Raw genomic sequence first — 16165 nt, forward strand, 5'->3', positions numbered from 1 at the left:
CGCTGACTACCCCTCAAAACGGGGCATGAGTGTGCTCAAGGCGCGCCAGGATGCGCCGGACGGATGCAGCAGAAGATCTTGGAGATGATCAAGCCCGAGTCGAAACACGGACACCGCACGGTGTCCGTGTTTCTTTACTTTGGTCGCCGTTCGACGTGCTACGACCTCGCCCGTCACGCACGCCCAGATGAAGGCGACGCTGACGACCGTCAGGAGCGAAGACACTCGTTCGGCGCGTGTCAGACCCGTATCTTCCAGGTTGAACCCTCTGGTTTTCAACGCGGCGTGCAGATTCTCTGTTTGCCAGCGCAGGGCATACCGGCGCATGTTCGGCAGGGCGTGGCCCCGATACGCCAGGTACAGCATTTCACCGGCTGCGTTTTGCGTGGCCGCCACCCGCAGATTCACACCGTAGATGCGGGTCTGGCGATGCCAGACCCTGACTTCACCCACCTGAAGGTTCTTGAAGACTGCCCAGACCGGCATGCAGTACGCGCCGATCGTAGCGCGAGCTGGGAGACGAATGCAGGGCGCAATCCCGTGCTGGTCGAGGAATCGAAACCAGTGCTGCCCAATGAATTCACGATCCGCGAGCAGGCACCGGATCTCCCGATCTGGGCAGAGCTTCAGGAAGCGCTCCACGAGCGCTTCCCGGACACAGGAACGACTGGCCCCCCCGTGCGGGAGCAGTGTCCACATCAGCGGCAAACTGAACCCGTTCCACACGGCAGAGAGCAGGAGAATATTGACGTCCTGCTGTCCAAGTTTCCAGTTGGTGCGGTCGAGAATGAGGTCGACTGGGCCGGGCGGGAGAAAGGACAAGGCGAATCGGGGGAACAGCGCCTCAGGAAACGGGAACTGGACGAACCGGCAGAGCCGCTGATACCGAGTCGTCAACGAGCCTGGGAGAGCGACGTGTGTCTTCAAGCTGTACAGGACGACGGTGCGCGCCTGAATGACCGCCAGGATCAGTGCCGTGAAGACGACGAGGCGGCGGGCGTCCACAGGGAAAGCAGACCGCAAGGCGGTCTGCAAGGTATCGTGAGGTGGTCGGTTCCCAAGGGTTTTCATCGCAGAAATACCGTACAGGAGCCGACTTTCTGCTGCCTACTGTGCGTTTTGAAGGGTAGTCAGGTTGTTGACACTTAGGAGCTCGGGTGGACTGGAAGCCCCTCGCTCTCACAGGCGCTGTTTGCCGGTGGACACCGTACTTTCGGAAACGCTGGGCACTTGGGCGGGCCTTTTTGGAACTAGCTCGTTTGCGGTGAGAAGCTGCTGGGCACACAAACGCCGTTCTTGCGGTGGTTGATGGGTCAAGCTGAAGATTCGCCATACACGGAGTACTTCCCAACTCGGTCTTCCGTCGCTCGCTCATACCGGAATAAATAAGAGAGGGCCCCCACACCGGGGGCCCTCTTCGCCGTCAATTGCAATGAGACACTCCAACAATTCACCAACTGTCGCTTCGCCTCCAGCGTCTGGCGCTCAAACGCGTGCCCCAGTAAGGGTGGTCCGGCCAGAGCGTCTTGCGCGTGATCGAGCCTTCCGCACAGCGTGGGTGCATTATTTACCCCGAATGTTTGAGCCGAAGCGGCCCACGACCTCACTTCCGCCGAACAAGCTCCCACTCATTGACAATCGCTTCCTGGGGCCACTCGAAACGCTCGCGTACGATTCCGAGCCCAGCAACCCACCAGCGGTCGAAAGTGATCGCATCTGTAGCCGTACGAACTACGTAACACGGCCGTTCTTCCCACTTCGTCACGTCTAAGAGCGACAGTTGCCCATCTTCTAATCGGTCACTCTTGGCAACCGTCTGACCATGCTCAGCTGCTGCTGGCAACTCAAGGACAGGGCTAGACGATCGCACATCGTCGCCATTCTCACTGCGAGGAATCTGGGCTCCGTGGCAGTAAATTCCGTCCGGGGCCACCAAATACACTTCTTTGGTTTCTCCGGCTTCGGAGTCGCCCATTGAACTAATGACCTCGAATCGTTGGTCATCAATTTGAGAGACTTTTCGGTGCAATTCCTGTCCAGTCGCCATCTGGAAAACGAACTCTCCAGGAACCAAGAACTCAGTTGGGTTGATTTGCATTGTCGCCCACCGCCTCAATATTTTTTGAGGGGCACGAGAGGCCCCTCAAGTTACTCATCCAAAGCTATTGACTGTTGGCCTCGCACACTGCCGTACAAGCAATGTAGCACGCGGCAACAAGCGGCGGCGAAACTGCACGTGGGCACAGCAGTGAGCATCTCAAGAAACAATCCAAAAGGTCCTGCGGTTCCGCCTCACCAGCGTTTTCCTCTACGAGGGCTGCCCAAGCAGCATCAGCGGACACCGGGGTGGACGCGGCGCTGCCAGTGGTGGAGACGCTCACCTCCGGCAGGTTTGCCCCAACCAAAGCTCCTGCTGGAGCACTCGAAGCCGCGTCTCCAGCTTGCGCCTGCGCGACTGCCCCCCCACCCCACGACAGGGCCAAAAGAACGAAGACACTGACAAATCCTTTCATGATTTCTCCCTTCGCAACCTTTGTAGACATCACCTAATGGGTATCTTCTGCAAAGATGTGTTGCCTGTGCCTGATCCAGTAAGTCTCCATGTGATCTCCCCAAGTTCATTGATGAGTATGAATGTCGGCGTTGCTTTGACGTTATACTCATTATATATTTTTCGATTACTTAACTCATCAGATAAAATATCTATGTTGTTTTTTGCGCCAGCACTCTTAAATTGAGATTGCGTTTCGCTTATATTACTTGGAGCGATCACAAACATCCGCAGACTTGGCTTGTCATAGCTTAACTGGATGACTTTAGGCAATTCTTGCCTGCAAAATTCACAATCAAATTGATGGAAGACCAGCAATGTATACCTGGAGTCAATCCAAGCCACACCTTCTATTGGCGTAGCTCTGGCGCCGGGGGCACCTTTGGCGTACAACACAGTTTTCAAATCACCTTGAGAAAATTCACTTGCCAACTTCTCCAATTCCTCTAATGACAGTAGACCTTCGTAGAATCCCCGAATGACACTCCCTGAGTCGACAAATACGATTGCAGGGATGGATTTTAAGCCGTACTGGACGGCGATTTTGGCGTCCCTGTCCTCTTGTACTTCCGCAGTTATAGAGCTGCCAGCCAGCAGAGTTCTTCGAGCGACCGCTTCATCTGGAACGATGAGCGAAACTCGGATGCCGCCAAGTTGCTTCTGTATTACGGCCAAATGCGAGATTTGTAATGCACAGGATGAGCAGTCCGGTCTGACAAATAGATAGATGGTCGGCTGGACAGCCGAAGTACTCATGTCCTGTTTAAAGGATGAGCCATGTAGATCACCTCTCGTTATGCCAGTGAAAGCCTGTGCTGATGAGACAAGCAGGCAGACGAAGAGACAAATGAGCGCAATGGCACGCATTGAAGTACCCCCGATGTCTTGAATTTCGATGAGCGTAACAGTCTCAGCTTGACTGGTTGGCGCAAGTGTGGAGTCATGGCGGAAGTTAAATAAATAATTAATGTTTTAGAACATAACTTTAAACATTAAACTGTTTGAACTAAAGGAAGAGATATGGAAACGAAAAGGTGTAGAGTCGCCACTTTTGTGATCGCTATCACAAGCAGCCCTTTTGATTCTCGACTTTCAGATCGTCCAAAGGGTCGAGAGTGACCACTGGCACGGCTACCAGCGTTTGTTATCAGACTTGGTTCTGGACTCTTACAAGCGTTATTACCAGACGCGACTGCCCTGGTTGTAGGTGATCGTTGGCTGATAATGAATCTTCTCAGACATGCGCCTTTGCACTTCGCGCCTTACATCCTCCAATAAATCCGTGTTCTGGAGCGCCTCGGCTTGTAGAGTCTGCAGGTCATTTCACAAGCGTCACAAAGCTGGCGGCTCAGCTCCTTTTCGTTTCCATACCTTGAGTTGGCTGGAACCAGACCCTGTCGGCGAATTCAGAAGAGGACGCCAGGAACGCCTGCTCACCGACAACCACCAGTCGCCGGAAGGACCAAACCACGCTGAGTTCGTAATTCGCCAGCAAAGGCTGGTTCCAGCCAACTCCCCCCTCGCTTCTCATGCAGGAAAACAGGTTTTCAGGTTTTCGGGAATAGCATCCTGTAGGAGAAAGGGCTGGCCCTGACGCCAGCGCCGGAGCAGCCATTCCACCCAGATGTGCTCATCGGCCTGCAGGACCAGCAGGTTCTCTGGCCGGGCGTCTTTCTTGTCGCCATTGAGGTGGTGCACCACTTCGCCGGGCTCCAGCGGGCGCCCAAGCTGCTGCGCCGCGACGACTCGGTGCAGATACTCCATCCGTTTCGTTTCCCGGTTGTAGATCTGAGGATAGGACACAGAACCTCCTGAAAGACTGAATACCTGAAAAGAAGAATACCTGAAAACGGGTATAGGGGTATACCTGAAAACAGGTTTTCAGTACTCTGTAAACGATGTACAAAATTGCCATTGCCAACGACAAGGGCGGCGTCGGGAAAACCACGACCGCCGTCATGCTGGCCACGCTACTGGCCGAGCGCGGCCCGACCCTCCTGATTGACGCGGACGAGAAGACCGCGAGTGCCATGGAGTGGGCCCAGGCCGGACCCGGTCTGTCCTGCGACGTGGTGCCCATGGAGGCCTTCGAGAATCTGGCCCTCGACCCGTACAGCTACCTGGTGTTCGACACCAAAGCCGGTGAGGAAGCGGGCGACCTGCTGGCCCTGTCCCGGGCAGTCGATCTGCTGATCGTACCGACCAAACCCGACGCGCTGAGCCTGCGTGCCCTACCGAAGACCCTGGCGCCCCTGATGGAGCAGGGCGTGTCCAACTACCGGGTCCTTATCACCGATGTGCCCCCCGCCCCGAGCACGGACGGGCACGAGGCGCGGGTGGCCCTGATGGACCTGAACGTCCCGGTCTTCAGCCGTGACATCCGGCGGGCCAGTGCCTTCAACAAGGCCGCCCTGGCCGGCACGCGGGTGCGGGACGTCAAGGGAGATCAGCGGGCCAAGCTCGCCCACATGGATTACGACCTGGTGCTCAAGGAGATCCTGAAGTCAGTAACCCCGCGCTAAAGAGCGAGGCTTGTGTCTGGATTCCATCGCAATTCCGCGTATCTCGAAAGGCGAGCGGCTTTGACTTCAACATCCGACACATCAGGGCGCACTGACAACGCACCCGTACTCATCCAGTCCTGCCGGACGAGCATCGTTCGTAGGCCGATATTCACACTCGCCACCCGATCCGCGTGACCCCGATGACCACACACCTTACACACGAACTCCAGTCCAGCCCCAGGGCGGTTCCCCTTCGAGGTGTGGCCGCACTTGTAGCACGCTTGACTGGTGTAGTGGGCCTCCACCCGCACGGCAAGAGAACCGTGCAGTGGAGCCTTGTACGCCAGCGAAGACTGGAGTTCCGCGAACGACCACTGAGAACGGCGACGCTTGGCCCGCTTGGCCTTCTTGCTGGCCTTCGGGTTCCTGCGTCCCTCGGTACGGTCGTGGATGTTCGTGAGGTCTTCCAGACCGAAGATCGAGCCTGGAAAGCGGGTCAACAGCATCTTACTCAGAAGGTGGTTGCGATCAGCGACGAACCGTCTTTCCCGACTGCTGATGGCGACAAGTCGCCGCGTGGCAGAACGGGTGCCTTTGCGCTGGAGGGACTTTCTTGTACGAGCGAACTGGTCTTTTCGCTGGCGGACTGCCGCCCCCTTCTCGAACAGGCTTTGCCCGTCCTTATCGGTGGCGACGAAGTGATACCGCTGGCCGACATCCACACCCACCACGTTCTTGTGATCGGTCGGTCGGGGGTCGGGGAGATCAAGGTTCAGGGCGACGATCAGGAAGTATTGCTTCTTGGACTTCTGGTAGGAGAGCTTGGCTGCCCCCGTCTCGCAGCCCTGCGCGATGTACTCCAAGTGCTTGGTGTAGCCGTCGAACTCCAGAACGATACGGCCCGCCAGCGTGGAGATGCTGACTCGGCCATCCTTCTTCCACGAGTAGTCGCGCTGGTACTGGTACTCCAGCGTGCGGGAGACGAACCTGGGCGCAGCGTCCAGACCCTTGTATCGGCGCTTCGTGAAACCGCGTTCTCGGGCCTGAATGTTCTGCTTGAGCTTCGTCCACTGGGTCTTGTAGTTGGCCGCGACCTGCCGTTCCACCGTGCAGGCGAGTTGCGCCCCCAGCCCGAAACGCTCCCGCAACACTGCGTACGTCTCTTTGTGGAGCTTGGGGGCGCTGCTGGTCTTGTCCATCTCGAACGCCTTCTCGGAGGCGAAGTTCAGAGCGTCACGGTAGGCCAGAGATACCGCGTCCAGCATCGCCTTCTGTTCCGGCGAGTGGCGCAGTTTCAGCTTGGCGCTGATCGTGACCCTCATAGGAGAATTCTTATCACTATGAAGAAAATGACTCAAGAGGCTTCGGCCTCTGTAGCGCCGCCTGCGGCGCCGTCTCCATTTCTGCCCGCGCTGAAGCACGGGGTCTCCCGGAGTTTCCTATGAGCAAGTTCGGCGGTGCACTGAAGAAGCTCCAGGCCGTCCAGCAGGAGGACAGCGCCGGAAAACCTGAAAACCCGAATACTGGTAAACCTGAAGCGGTAACTGCTGCTGGCGCTCCAGCCGAAGCCCCCAAGCGAACCGGAAAACCTGAAAACCTGAAATCAGGTGAGTTGCCCGTAGCCGGTATCGAGCGTGAGAAGTACAGCACCTACCTCGACTCCGAACTCGTTACCGCCCTCAAGCTCCACGCCGTCCGGCACAAGATGAAACACCACCACGTGGTCGAAGCGGCCCTCCGCGCGTACCTCAAAGACCAGGAGTGAAGGGTGGCTGCGTGAAGGCGTTTCACGCAGCCACCTGCTGATTCTCCAGCGTTCCCAGGCCCCGGAGATCAATCGTGTGCTTCTGAAGACGCGGGCTTCTGGACGTTTTAGGCTCAGGGCATGTCTTCTGACGGTTCACCGGGGGTCGTGATCATGAGCGTCGTCCTGCTGTCATTCAGGTGTCTGGCATGGCCATGAAGCTCGCCGTTCCGTTCGCCGTCGATGAGCAGCAGCGTCTGATTCGACCGGCTGACGCGCAGCGCCACCACGTGTACTGGTGCCTGCAGTGTGGCCACCGGGTGCACTTCAAGCCGGGTAAGGTCCGGACCGCTCACTTCTTCCACGCGCATGGGAGCCAGTGCTCCGGCGAGAGCGTCCTGCATCTGGCGGCCAAGCGCGCCTTGGTCGAGGTCCTGCCGGGCCTGACGGAAGTGGGCCTGCTGCTGCCCTGCCGCCACTTCGATTGTCGTGAGGCAGAACTGGTGGTGTATCCGCTCCCCACCTTCGATCAGGTGCAGGCGGAAGAGACCCTGGGAGAGTACCGGTTGGACGTGGCCCTCCTGCAAGCGGGGAAGGTGGTTCTGGCCATTGAGGTGTACCACACGCACCGGATCGGCGAGGCCAAGGGCCGGGACCTGCCGGTGCCCTGGATTGAGGTGCCAGCCCGCGCGGTGCTGGAGAACATGCAGGTGTTCCAGCCGCTGGTCGAGGAGACCGTCACGAAAGCGGATCTGAAACGGGTCAAACCTGCAACGCCGTCTCTGCAGTGGAGTGCGGTTCAGGTCTTCGATCTGTTCACCCGCTGGCAGGACCTGCTGTTTCAGGGTCGCCGCTCACAGCAGACGGTGCTACCGGACCCGCTGTGTCAGACCTGTGAACAGACATGGTAGAAGGAGATGGAGCGTCGAAGCATGCGGTCCAGAGTGGCTGAGCTCGAAGTGAAGCGCGTCGCAGGCCTTGGTCCTGTCGCCTGGGTGACCCACCTCACCGTGGAGGAGCGGCGCCTGGAGTCGGCTGCCCGGTTGCGGGCGCTCGACGAAGACCGTGAGCAGCGGGCCAGAGATCACGCAGCCAGGCGGGAGGAGGATCTCCGTCGGCAGCGGGCGAAGTACGATGCCCGGCTGATGGAGCCACTGAGCCGGGCGGCGGAGCGGCTTCTGGATGAGCAGCCGCGCGCGATCCGGGAGGCGCTGACGTACCTCCGGGCGGAACTGCGGGACTTCAGCGTCCTGGAGGGGCGCATGCTGGTCGTGAAGGACTGCCAGAAGTGCGGAGTCAGACTGGTGCACATCGATACGGCCGAGTACTTTGGCACACTCGGGGTGTACGGCAGGTTGCTGAGGTACTGGAAGAAACCGGGCGCGGGCCGGGGCTGGGTGTTCAACGTCTGCCAGGCGTGTGGTGAGTGGCAGAAACGCGATACGGATGGACTCTCCTGGCGCTCGGCCATCAGCATTGACGGATACGTGTTTGTGGAAGTGCTGCGAGCATTCGGGCAGCTGCCAGCACCAGAAAGAAGGTAGGCTGGGTTTCAAAAGTTTTCGAGACACGGTCAGGCGTTCGAAGCGCGCCTGGCGGGTGTCGCGGCCTCCAGGGCCTGTACGATTGCCGACATGCGCGCCGGCGCTGCCTGCGCCGATGCCCTTCGCAGGCAGCGGCTGACCCTCCGCGCCGTCGACGTGCAGGTGGACGCCCACAGCTTCCGCGCCCGTCAGGGCGGACTCTGGAACACTGTGGAGGTTAGACGCGTCCTGGACGGAAAAAATCCAGCTCACATGGGAGGGGTCCGGATAGCGTTGACGGATCCTGCATACCGCGCTATAGTTAAGGAATCAAGGCGACCTCCGGGTCGCCTTCTTCCATTTACCTTGCGATCTCCCTTCCCGCGCCTGCGGACAGCTCTCGCGCCGCTTTATTGACAACGGCTTAAATTGAAGTCGCCGCCATGAGGCGCTGTGGCAACTGGATGTACCGAATCCTCTGCCATCCCGCACGCAGTCGTGTCCTCAGTTCCTTTGTCGTCCTAGCGCAGAAATTCCCCAAGACATTCCGCTTCACGTAGGCCCAGACCTTCTCAATCGGATTGAACTCCGGTGAATACGGTGGCAGGTACACCAGCGAGAGCCGATCCTGCGTCTCCACGAAGGCCGAGACGGCCTTCGCACGGTGAATCGCGGCATTGTCCAACACCACCACCAGTTCGCCCGTCACGTGCTTCAGAAGGTGGTTCAGAAACGCCAGCACGTCACCCGTCTTGACCGCTCCTGTCTGGGTCCGCTGGAGAAATTGCCCGTTCGACGTGATGGCCCCAATCGTTGAAAGCTTCTGCCAACTGGCCGGAAGACGCACCACGGGCGTCTTCCCCCGTTTTGCCCATGTCCGTCGGAGCACGCCCTTCAGACTGAAGCCCACTTCATCGAGGTAGACGAGCGTGGCGCCCTGCGCGATCTTTTTTTTCGACACCCGGACGCGTGGTCTGCACCCAGGTCCGTACGGCCTCCTCGTTCTGTTCCAGCGCCCCTTTACCGGGTTTCTGGGGCGAGAATCCCAGGCGATGGAGCACCTTGCGAACGTGGTCGACGTGGTACCACACGTCCAGGTGCCGCCCGATGACTTCGCGGACACGAGCGGTGGTCCAGGTGGAGTCGGGAAAGCCGTGTGCCAGGGCACCCTCCTGCAGGAGGGTGCTGATCTTCTGCTGCCCCTCCGGGGTCAGGCGGGCGGGCCGACCCGTCGTGGGGGTGGCCTCCAGGCCACCCTGGCGTTTGAGCCGCTCTTTCCAGGTGTAGACGGTGTGGATCGAGACGCCGAAGTGATCCGCGATCTGCTGGTTGGTGTGTCCACCGGCCTGAATCATGTTCAGTGCGGCGAGTCGCCGTTCTTCGAGCTGGGCGCGGGTGTACTTGGAGGGGTGCCACGGTGCCATGTCATAGCCAGTCTAGCAACCTAAATTTCTACCGTTATCAATAGATCCCAATGGAGAAGCGAAGTTCAATACCGCCTTCGGTTTCGGAAACAATCGTCTGATCTTCGTCTCGAGTGATCAGAATAAGCCTGCGGTCGAGCTGAAGGCCTTCTGTGACGTCTTTCTGGGTTTGAACGCGACGGCAGGCGCCCAGTGGACGGACGGGGCGAGTGCCGCTGGCCTGGTTTACGCCGGCGATCATAAAAATCCGACGAACACACCCTTCATGGATGGTGCCCGGAAGGTGCTGACCGGTCTGGGTGTCACGAAAGAATAAGGGTGGCGAACTACAGTGACGACATGGAACAGGTCATGAGGCAATCATCCATACAAGACGTCCCCCTAGCACTGCGCCGGGCGCTGACGTACACATTGAGTAGCGTCATCGTCTTCTTGTTGGTCCTGCTCGCCCTTCGGTATGGCGAAGCGTTCCGTTTGAATGAGGCGTGGTACAGTCCTCAGGCCTTGTGGCGCAACATAGAAGCCACGTGGCCAGACTTCCTCCGCCTGGGCCTCCTGACCTTGTTCCCAGCGGCGTTGCTCAGCGCATTTGGCCGCACGGCCTGGACACAACACGGCCTTGCTGCCCTGGTGACGGCTGCACTCCTGACTTTGTGGAGCACGCTGGGTGGATTCGGGGGAACGCTCGCCCTCCTTCCAGCGGCGCTCGGTGGCATTGCGCTTGTCGCTGCTGCAACGGCGCTGTGGCATGCTTCGAGACGCTTACACTGAGGATCAAACGCCTCGAAAGGCATGAAGGAAGGTACCTCATCAATAGTGCGGACAGGTTCAAGCGGCTTTAACGCCAAGATCCAGCGGCCTGGACGGATGTTCCTCCAATTCAACGAATCGCTGTGACAAACCCAGATTGGCCATCATTCGCGAGGCGAACAGCCGGTTAAACGCGCGTCGTTTCACATCCTCGTACGGGTAATAACCTCGGGTGCTAGGGGTTGGCGACGAGACAGAAAAAGCGGAAGCTCCGGTATGCCTACCAAAGAACTTCCGCTGCACCAGTCTACTGTGACCGACCTCTTCACGATCATTTACGTCTACGTCGACGACTACCTCAAGGCCGCTGCCCGCAGCGGCCTGTTCACATTACCCGACGAACCCAACCAGAAGGCCAGTTACGCCGAGCTCATGACCATCGCACTCGTCGGTGAACTCCTCCACCAGCCCTCGGCACAGCAGTGGTTCGCTCAGGTACGCGTCACCTACACCTTCCTCTTTCCCTCCTGACCCGATCGCTCCCGGTATCTCCGCATCCAACTGAACCTTGAGCGGATCTATGCCGACCTCGCGCTCCGATTGCCCCACTTCGATGACGACACCGTCTATGTCATCGACAGCAAACCGCTCGTGTACTGCGTTGGAGCCCGACACAAACGGCCAAGGAGCATGACCACCGCGACGAGTGGCCGCGGCGGACACGGTGGATACGGCAGAACCGGCTTCTTCTACGGGTTCAAGCTGCATGCCGTGATCGTCGATCACGGCATGCTCGTGCGCTTTGCTATTGTCCCTGGGAGAGAGGGAGACCCACCCGTGGCACGGGCGCTCTTGGATCCCCAGGAAGCGGCGTTGGTCCTGGGCGATCGAGGGTACCAGGGCTGTGGCGTGTATGCCCAGCCGAAGAAAAACTTCAAGAAGCCACGCCACTGGTGGGGGGCGATGCGATGGGTGAGGAAAACGATCGAGACTGTTTTTTCACGTCTGGATCGTTCTTTTCACTTGATGTTGCCACAGTTGAATTCGGAGAGATCCATTCGGGCACACGTGTGTCGCAAGATCGCCGCCCACAACTTGGGCCTCTATTTCGGAGGCTACTGAACCCCTAGCACCCGAGGTTAATAACATTCGGCTTTGTTGGCGAATTCGGGGATCGTCAAATTCATGACTCGGGTTCACACTGAGCCATGAGCCTACAACCAAAATCTGTCAGTGAGGTTCCCGCCGAAACGGCTCGTGTCGCTCGCGCTGCCTTTCGCAAAGGGAATCCATACCTGCGATTTCGGGATGAGTTCGGTTCGCTCTTCACCGACCAAGACTTCGTTCAGCTCTACCCGCGTCGGGGACAACCCGCGTTTTCCCCCAGTCAGCTCGCTCTCGTGACCCTCGTACAGTTCGCAGAGAACCTGACTGATCGCCGGATGGCCGACTATTGATAACGGTAGAAATTTAGGTTGCTAAACTGACCTGGACATGGCACCGTGGCAACCCTCCAAGTACACCCGCGCCCAGCTCGAAGAACGGCGACTCGCCGCACTGAACATGATTCAGGCCGGTGGACACACCAACCAGCAGATCGCGGATCACTTCGGCGTCTCGATCCACACCGTCTACACCTGGAAAGAGCGGCTCAAACGCCAGGGTGGCCTGGAAGCCACTCCCACCACGGGTCGGCCCGCCCGCCTGACCCCGGAGGGGCAGCAGAAGATCAGCACCCTCCTGCAGGAGGGTGCCCTGGCACACGGCTTTCCCGACGCCACCTGGACCACCGCTCGTGTCCGCGAAGTCATCGGGCGGCACCTGGGCGTGTGGTACCACGTCGACCATGTCCGCAAGGTGCTCCATCGCCTGGGATTCTCGCCCCAGAAACCTGGGAAAGGGGCGCTGGAACAGAACGAGGAGGCCGTACGGACCTGGGTGCAGACCACGCGCCCGGGTGTCGAAAAAAAAGGTCGCTCAGGGCGCCACGCTCGTCTACCTCGATGAAGTGGGCTTCAGTCTGAAAGGCGTGCTCCGACGGACATGGGCACAACGGGGGAAGACGCCCGTGGTGCGTCTTCCGGCCAGTTGGCAGAAGCTCTCAACGCTTGGGGCCATCACGTCGAACGGGCAATTTCTCCAGCGGACCCAGACAGGAGCGGTCAAGACGGGTGATGTGCTGGCGTTCCTGAACCACCTGCTGAAGCACGTGACGGGCGAACTGGTGGTGGTGCTGGACAATGCCGCGATTCACCGGGCGAAGGCCGTCTCGGCCTTCGTGGAGACGCAGGCTCGGCTCTCGCTGGTGTACCTGCCACCGTATTCACCGGAGTTCAATCCGATTGAGAAGGTCTGGGCCTACGTGAAGCGGAACGTCTTGGGAAATTTCTGCGCCAGGACGACAAAGGAACTGAGGACACGGCTGCGTGCGGGATGGCAGAGGATTCGGTACATCCAGTTGCCGCAGCGCCTCATGGCGGCGACTTCAATTTAAACCGTTATCAATAATGCGCGCCCGGGCACTTCCCTGGACCTGTGAATTGCTCCAGTACGGGGCTGTGGCCTGTCAGATGACCCCTTCAGTATCCAGCCCTTGCTGACGCCTCTCTTCAGGAATCTATTCACGTCAAACGCCTGATCTGTTCAAACCATCCGTGGCGCGTTCCGGCGTAGGCTGAGGGCAGTCATCGCTGGATGAACGCCGGTCTCTCACCATCAGGAGTTGCACATGCCTGCCACTGCCATCCGTTCAACGATTCGTGTCAACGTCCTGCAGGCCAGTGCGCGTATTAATCCCGGCCTGATCGAGACCGTGCCGGTGGTAGTGCGTATGCTCGATACACATGGGATTTCCCGCGTTCACCAGTCCATTCTCCTGGGGCTGTCAGTCGGAGCGGTAGCCCGGTCGCTGAAAGGACAGCTTCCGAGGAGGCTCAATCAGGACCAGATCACTCGCCTGAGCCTCGCGGCCAACGTGCATGTGCATCTGCACCGTCTCTACAGCGAGCATGCAGCGTCGCAGTGGATGACGCGTTCCAGCCAGCGCCATCCGTTCCTGGGGCTCTCCCCTCTCGCATACGCTCTGGAACGCGGCATTCCGGGTCTGGTGACCATCTATGAAATGCTACTCAGTGATATGACGGACTACCCCACCACCACGCTGGCTGAACGGGAGGCCGGTGAGCGGTTCACCCTGGTGATCCGCGCTGATCTGGACCGACTGACACGCTCCGTGGAAGGTTCCGGCTGACCGCTGATGCCGTGTCTCTCCGGACTGTTGACGGCCTGAGTCGATTGCGTGCTCAGCTCTCTTCCGCGTCGATCAGACCCAGGAGCCAGCGGGCGTCGACGTTCAACGCAAGGGAGAGGGCCACCACCTCGAAGTCGTACACGCTTCGGGTGCCCTGTTCGATGCGGGTCAGGGTCGGCTGGCTCAGGGAAAACCCGCTGACGGCCTCGATCCGTTCATCCAGCGCCTGAAGGGTCAGGTTCTGTTCGGAGCGCGCCTGGCGGACACGGTCACCGATCACGTTGCCCCTCGGGAGGCCGCTGCTGTTGTTCTGTCGTCGCAGCGCCGTTGGCTTCCGCATCACTGGACAGTAACACGGAGACTGGCGGCGCGTCGGGCAGAAGCAGGTGCGTGAGGGGGGTGTCGATCAGGTCGATGCGTCCCTTCCACAGGCAGTCCAGGGCCGTGGTGCCCTGCGCGGCATGCCGGATGGCGGCGGGCCAGGGGCGGCGCAGCAGGGCCGGGATGAGGTCGCCGGGCAGCAGCAGTTGCAGAGCGAGATAAACATCGCTGAGGCGCGCGAGGCACAGTTCAGGCGCGGCTGGAGCGTGACTGTGCAGGAATTGCTTGACGTCGCCCGGTTTGAGGCGCAGCTGTTCCCGGAGGACCTGTTCCGGTCGCACATCCAGGTAGGAATGCACGTGGATTCCCTGGTGACGGAGGAGGGGGGCGAGGGGACGGTAACGCTGCGCACTGGGACTCAGGCCCAGCAGACCAACCGGGAGTGGGCCGGTCGGGGCGTGCGTGATGGAGACGACGTCGAGGTGCGCGCCGCCCGGCCAGTAGAGGTGACGGGCATCATCGGTGATGCGTGGAGAGCGGCTCAGCAACGGCAGGCGCAGTGCGTGGTGGGTGGGCAGGCGGGACAGGGGGCGCAGGTCGATCAGGCGGGTCAGACCGTCATCAAGGGTGACCCAGGCGGCATGTTCGCCTTCCGGGAGAACTTCGGTGATGCGCGGGCCGTTCACTGATGATCCGTGTAGACGCGGGTCAGGGCGCGCCAGAGGTGTTCCGGGACGCAGGCCCATTCACCGGTCAGCTGGAGGGTGGTGGCGCGCGCGGGGCGGAGGGCGTGCAGGTAGCGTACGCGGCCGCGCTGGTCGTGTGCGAGGACCGCGTCGCGCAGCGCGTTCAGCAGTCGGCGCGGGGGATGGTCGATGGTGGGTGGCAGCAGGATCAGCAGCACCGGCAGGGAAGCGTCATGGGTGATGCACCATTTGTGCCACTTGCTATCTGACGCTGTCCCACCGTTCATATCCACATATTATGTTAAATAAGCATAGCGGCTTCCTGACTGAGGGGTAGCGGTTCAGGCCGCATTAAGGGACCATGAAGAATTTCGACTCGATGGTGAGCGTGGCCCTTGACCGGAACTCAGTATCACCAGAGTTGCGTTGGACCAAAACCAGCGGAACGACCTTGCTTTTGCCAGTCGGTAGTACCACGAGGCAGCATCGCGTGGAAAACGAGACTGCCGCTAACTGCGCATCAACTGAAAAATTTTCCGGGAGTAGGCGTCTCCACTTTTCCACGGACGTGCCAGATATTCGACAGGCGAGTGGCCATCCAGTTTATTGTTAGCCCTATGCCACCAGCGGTGAATTTGGTGCGGAGTGCGGGATGTGCGCTGCTCCACCAAAGCTTCGCTCAGGGCGGCCAGACGTTGCAGAACCGCTGGGCTGAACGTATTTGATCTCTGTTGTTCGGCAAACGAGATCCACGTGAGTCCCACGATCCTACTGACGGTCTCCTCTCCAGCAGGGCCACGATTTCGCTGACGGATAGGTCTGGACTGGATACCCCAGAGTCGTGTGGAGCAGTGTCTGCTACAGCGGTAGTTGCGTCACGTACCGGCGTGAGCTGAGCGATGATGCGCCCATCCTGTACCAGCACAAAATGTTCCCCCTGTTCCAGGGCACGCAAAATTTTCTGCGCCTCACGGCGCAATTGACTGACTGTTACCGGACGCGACATCACTCTACTCTCCTGCTATGCTTATTGAACATAGTGTTGCATTGAGGCATACTCCAGCTCATAACCATCAACAGGCAGAGATGCGCAGGAGCACCGCACATGGCCAATCGAAATTCCGCGGACCAAATGGTCTTTCTACAACACACGGACGTGATGATTGTATACGTTGCACGCGCCCCGGACCTGCAATTGACATTGATCTACGCATACATACAGAGTCAGCAGAGCTCTCAGGTTGCTCGCGAATGCATTCGACATCTGTACTGGCTGCAGGCCAATGGGGCCCCACTCACAGCGCCTGTGCCGCAGATACGGCAGGCGGTGGAGCGAATGATGACGGCCCTATATCACGTGACGCTGCTGTCAGCCCTCCACCAAACGCGCATACTTTGCCCACCTGGCGTCA

Annotated in this window: 19 protein-coding genes and 1 pseudogene; 10 read left to right on the forward strand and 10 right to left on the reverse strand. The window is 59.4% G+C overall.

Annotation, left to right across the window (positions count from 1 at the left end; genetic code table 11):
• Positions 1-6: 6 nt before the first annotated feature.
• The 4 genes from BXU09_RS19160 to BXU09_RS19175 all read right to left on the reverse strand — a co-directional run bounded on the left by BXU09_RS19160 (position 7) and on the right by BXU09_RS19175 (position 4354).
• Complete coding sequence (locus tag BXU09_RS19160; RefSeq protein ID WP_078305910.1) at positions 7-1071, reverse strand: IS4 family transposase; 1065 nt, start codon at positions 1069-1071, stop codon at positions 7-9.
• Between the two features lie 532 nt (positions 1072-1603).
• On the reverse strand, positions 1604-2098 hold the full coding sequence (locus BXU09_RS20700; RefSeq protein ID WP_144012425.1) for a hypothetical protein: 495 nt from the start codon (positions 2096-2098) through the stop codon (positions 1604-1606).
• Positions 2099-2542: 444 nt separating this feature from the next.
• Complete coding sequence (locus BXU09_RS19165; RefSeq protein WP_078305911.1) at positions 2543-3418, reverse strand: thioredoxin fold domain-containing protein; 876 nt, start codon at positions 3416-3418, stop codon at positions 2543-2545.
• Between the two features lie 660 nt (positions 3419-4078).
• Positions 4079-4354 (reverse strand): HNH endonuclease signature motif containing protein, encoded by a 276-nt coding sequence (locus BXU09_RS19175; RefSeq protein ID WP_221587398.1) that lies wholly within the window; start codon positions 4352-4354, stop codon positions 4079-4081.
• A gap of 95 nt (positions 4355-4449) precedes the next feature.
• Between BXU09_RS19175 and BXU09_RS19180 the strand changes: the two genes are divergently transcribed.
• Positions 4450-5073 (forward strand): ParA family protein, encoded by a 624-nt coding sequence (locus tag BXU09_RS19180; protein WP_078305913.1) that lies wholly within the window; start codon positions 4450-4452, stop codon positions 5071-5073.
• Here BXU09_RS19180 and BXU09_RS19185 read toward each other — a convergent pair.
• Positions 5070-6377: an RNA-guided endonuclease TnpB family protein gene (locus tag BXU09_RS19185; RefSeq protein WP_078305914.1), complete on the reverse strand. Its 1308-nt coding sequence runs from the start codon at positions 6375-6377 to the stop codon at positions 5070-5072. The genes BXU09_RS19180 and BXU09_RS19185 overlap by 4 nt on opposite strands.
• 119 nt (positions 6378-6496) lie before the next feature.
• Between BXU09_RS19185 and BXU09_RS19190 the strand changes: the two genes are divergently transcribed.
• The 3 genes from BXU09_RS19190 to BXU09_RS19200 all read left to right on the forward strand — a co-directional run bounded on the left by BXU09_RS19190 (position 6497) and on the right by BXU09_RS19200 (position 8343).
• Complete coding sequence (locus BXU09_RS19190; RefSeq protein ID WP_078305915.1) at positions 6497-6820, forward strand: hypothetical protein; 324 nt, start codon at positions 6497-6499, stop codon at positions 6818-6820.
• 188 nt (positions 6821-7008) lie between these two features.
• Complete coding sequence (locus BXU09_RS19195) at positions 7009-7710, forward strand: competence protein CoiA family protein (RefSeq protein WP_078305916.1); 702 nt, start codon at positions 7009-7011, stop codon at positions 7708-7710.
• A 33-nt stretch (positions 7711-7743) separates the two neighbouring features.
• Complete coding sequence (locus tag BXU09_RS19200) at positions 7744-8343, forward strand: hypothetical protein (RefSeq protein WP_078305917.1); 600 nt, start codon at positions 7744-7746, stop codon at positions 8341-8343.
• Positions 8344-8746: 403 nt separating this feature from the next.
• On the opposite strand, the gene BXU09_RS21235 is transcribed toward BXU09_RS19200, so the two are convergent.
• Together BXU09_RS21235 and BXU09_RS20705 are read right to left on the reverse strand one after the other, a co-directional pair.
• Positions 8747-9746, reverse strand: a protein-coding gene (locus BXU09_RS21235; RefSeq protein WP_205684195.1) for an IS630 family transposase whose coding sequence is annotated in 2 segments (ribosomal slippage) — positions 8747-9274 and positions 9276-9746 — 999 coding nt in all. Because the reading frame shifts where the segments join, the coding sequence is not laid out codon by codon here.
• Between the two features lie 37 nt (positions 9747-9783).
• Entirely contained in the window at positions 9784-9987 is a 204-nt protein-coding gene (locus BXU09_RS20705) for a hypothetical protein (protein WP_144012426.1), read from the reverse strand.
• Positions 9988-10085: 98 nt separating this feature from the next.
• On the opposite strand from BXU09_RS20705, the gene BXU09_RS19210 reads away from it, so the two are divergent.
• The 6 genes and pseudogenes from BXU09_RS19210 (at position 10086) to BXU09_RS19225 (ending at position 13746) form a co-directional block, all read left to right on the forward strand.
• Positions 10086-10517: a hypothetical protein gene (locus BXU09_RS19210; protein ID WP_144012395.1), complete on the forward strand. Its 432-nt coding sequence runs from the start codon at positions 10086-10088 to the stop codon at positions 10515-10517.
• A gap of 291 nt (positions 10518-10808) precedes the next feature.
• Positions 10809-11027 carry a hypothetical protein gene (locus BXU09_RS21770; RefSeq protein ID WP_240501509.1) on the forward strand — a complete coding sequence of 73 codons (219 nt, stop codon included), beginning with the start codon at positions 10809-10811 and terminating at the stop codon, positions 11025-11027.
• Positions 11028-11096: 69 nt separating this feature from the next.
• Complete coding sequence (locus tag BXU09_RS21775; RefSeq protein WP_276205856.1) at positions 11097-11618, forward strand: transposase; 522 nt, start codon at positions 11097-11099, stop codon at positions 11616-11618.
• An 86-nt stretch (positions 11619-11704) separates the two neighbouring features.
• A pseudogene (locus BXU09_RS21780) lies at positions 11705-11944 on the forward strand (IS5/IS1182 family transposase); the annotation flags it as partial.
• Positions 11945-11990: 46 nt separating this feature from the next.
• Positions 11991-12990 (forward strand): IS630 family transposase gene (locus tag BXU09_RS21240; protein ID WP_205684196.1). Its coding sequence is split into 2 segments (ribosomal slippage): positions 11991-12458 and positions 12460-12990, totalling 999 coding nucleotides; the frame shifts between segments, so codons are not numbered across the junction.
• A gap of 234 nt (positions 12991-13224) precedes the next feature.
• The gene (locus BXU09_RS19225) at positions 13225-13746 is read left to right on the forward strand and encodes a hypothetical protein (RefSeq protein ID WP_078305918.1); all 522 of its coding nucleotides are present in this window, start codon (positions 13225-13227) and stop codon (positions 13744-13746) included.
• A 52-nt stretch (positions 13747-13798) separates the two neighbouring features.
• Here the strand turns inward: BXU09_RS19225 and BXU09_RS19230 are convergent, their stop codons facing one another.
• Genes BXU09_RS19230 through BXU09_RS19240 form a run of 3 tightly spaced genes read right to left on the reverse strand, consistent with a single transcriptional unit; the run spans position 13799 to position 15040 of the window.
• Positions 13799-14026 (reverse strand): helix-turn-helix transcriptional regulator, encoded by a 228-nt coding sequence (locus tag BXU09_RS19230; protein WP_168174691.1) that lies wholly within the window; start codon positions 14024-14026, stop codon positions 13799-13801.
• A complete protein-coding gene (locus tag BXU09_RS20710; RefSeq protein ID WP_168174692.1) occupies positions 14016-14753 on the reverse strand; it encodes a DUF2442 domain-containing protein in 738 nt (245 codons plus the stop codon). The genes BXU09_RS19230 and BXU09_RS20710 overlap by 11 nt, the downstream gene beginning before the upstream one ends.
• Entirely contained in the window at positions 14750-15040 is a 291-nt protein-coding gene (locus BXU09_RS19240; protein ID WP_144012428.1) for a hypothetical protein, read from the reverse strand. Before BXU09_RS19240 ends, BXU09_RS20710 begins: the two co-directional genes overlap by 4 nt.
• Positions 15041-16165: the final 1125 nt, after the last annotated feature.

The organism is Deinococcus sp. LM3, assembly GCF_002017875.1.
Lineage (GTDB): Bacteria > Deinococcota > Deinococci > Deinococcales > Deinococcaceae > Deinococcus.

What these genes read in the sequence shown, in the direction of transcription:
- BXU09_RS19180 (WP_078305913.1), top strand. Translation starts at nt 4,450, where the DNA reads ATGTACAAAATTGCCATTGCCAACGACAAGGGCGGCGTCGGGAAAACC.
- BXU09_RS20700 (WP_144012425.1), bottom strand. Translation starts at nt 2,098, where the DNA reads ATGCAAATCAACCCAACTGAGTTCTTGGTTCCTGGAGAGTTCGTTTTC.
- BXU09_RS19185 (WP_078305914.1), bottom strand. Translation starts at nt 6,377, where the DNA reads ATGAGGGTCACGATCAGCGCCAAGCTGAAACTGCGCCACTCGCCGGAA.
- BXU09_RS19165 (WP_078305911.1), bottom strand. Translation starts at nt 3,418, where the DNA reads ATGCGTGCCATTGCGCTCATTTGTCTCTTCGTCTGCCTGCTTGTCTCA.
- BXU09_RS19240 (WP_144012428.1), bottom strand. Translation starts at nt 15,040, where the DNA reads ATGAACGGTGGGACAGCGTCAGATAGCAAGTGGCACAAATGGTGCATC.
- BXU09_RS19225 (WP_078305918.1), top strand. Translation starts at nt 13,225, where the DNA reads ATGCCTGCCACTGCCATCCGTTCAACGATTCGTGTCAACGTCCTGCAG.
- BXU09_RS20705 (WP_144012426.1), bottom strand. Translation starts at nt 9,987, where the DNA reads ATGATCGCCGGCGTAAACCAGGCCAGCGGCACTCGCCCCGTCCGTCCA.
- BXU09_RS19195 (WP_078305916.1), top strand. Translation starts at nt 7,009, where the DNA reads ATGGCCATGAAGCTCGCCGTTCCGTTCGCCGTCGATGAGCAGCAGCGT.
- BXU09_RS19210 (WP_144012395.1), top strand. Translation starts at nt 10,086, where the DNA reads ATGGAACAGGTCATGAGGCAATCATCCATACAAGACGTCCCCCTAGCA.
- BXU09_RS19190 (WP_078305915.1), top strand. Translation starts at nt 6,497, where the DNA reads ATGAGCAAGTTCGGCGGTGCACTGAAGAAGCTCCAGGCCGTCCAGCAG.
- BXU09_RS19160 (WP_078305910.1), bottom strand. Translation starts at nt 1,071, where the DNA reads ATGAAAACCCTTGGGAACCGACCACCTCACGATACCTTGCAGACCGCC.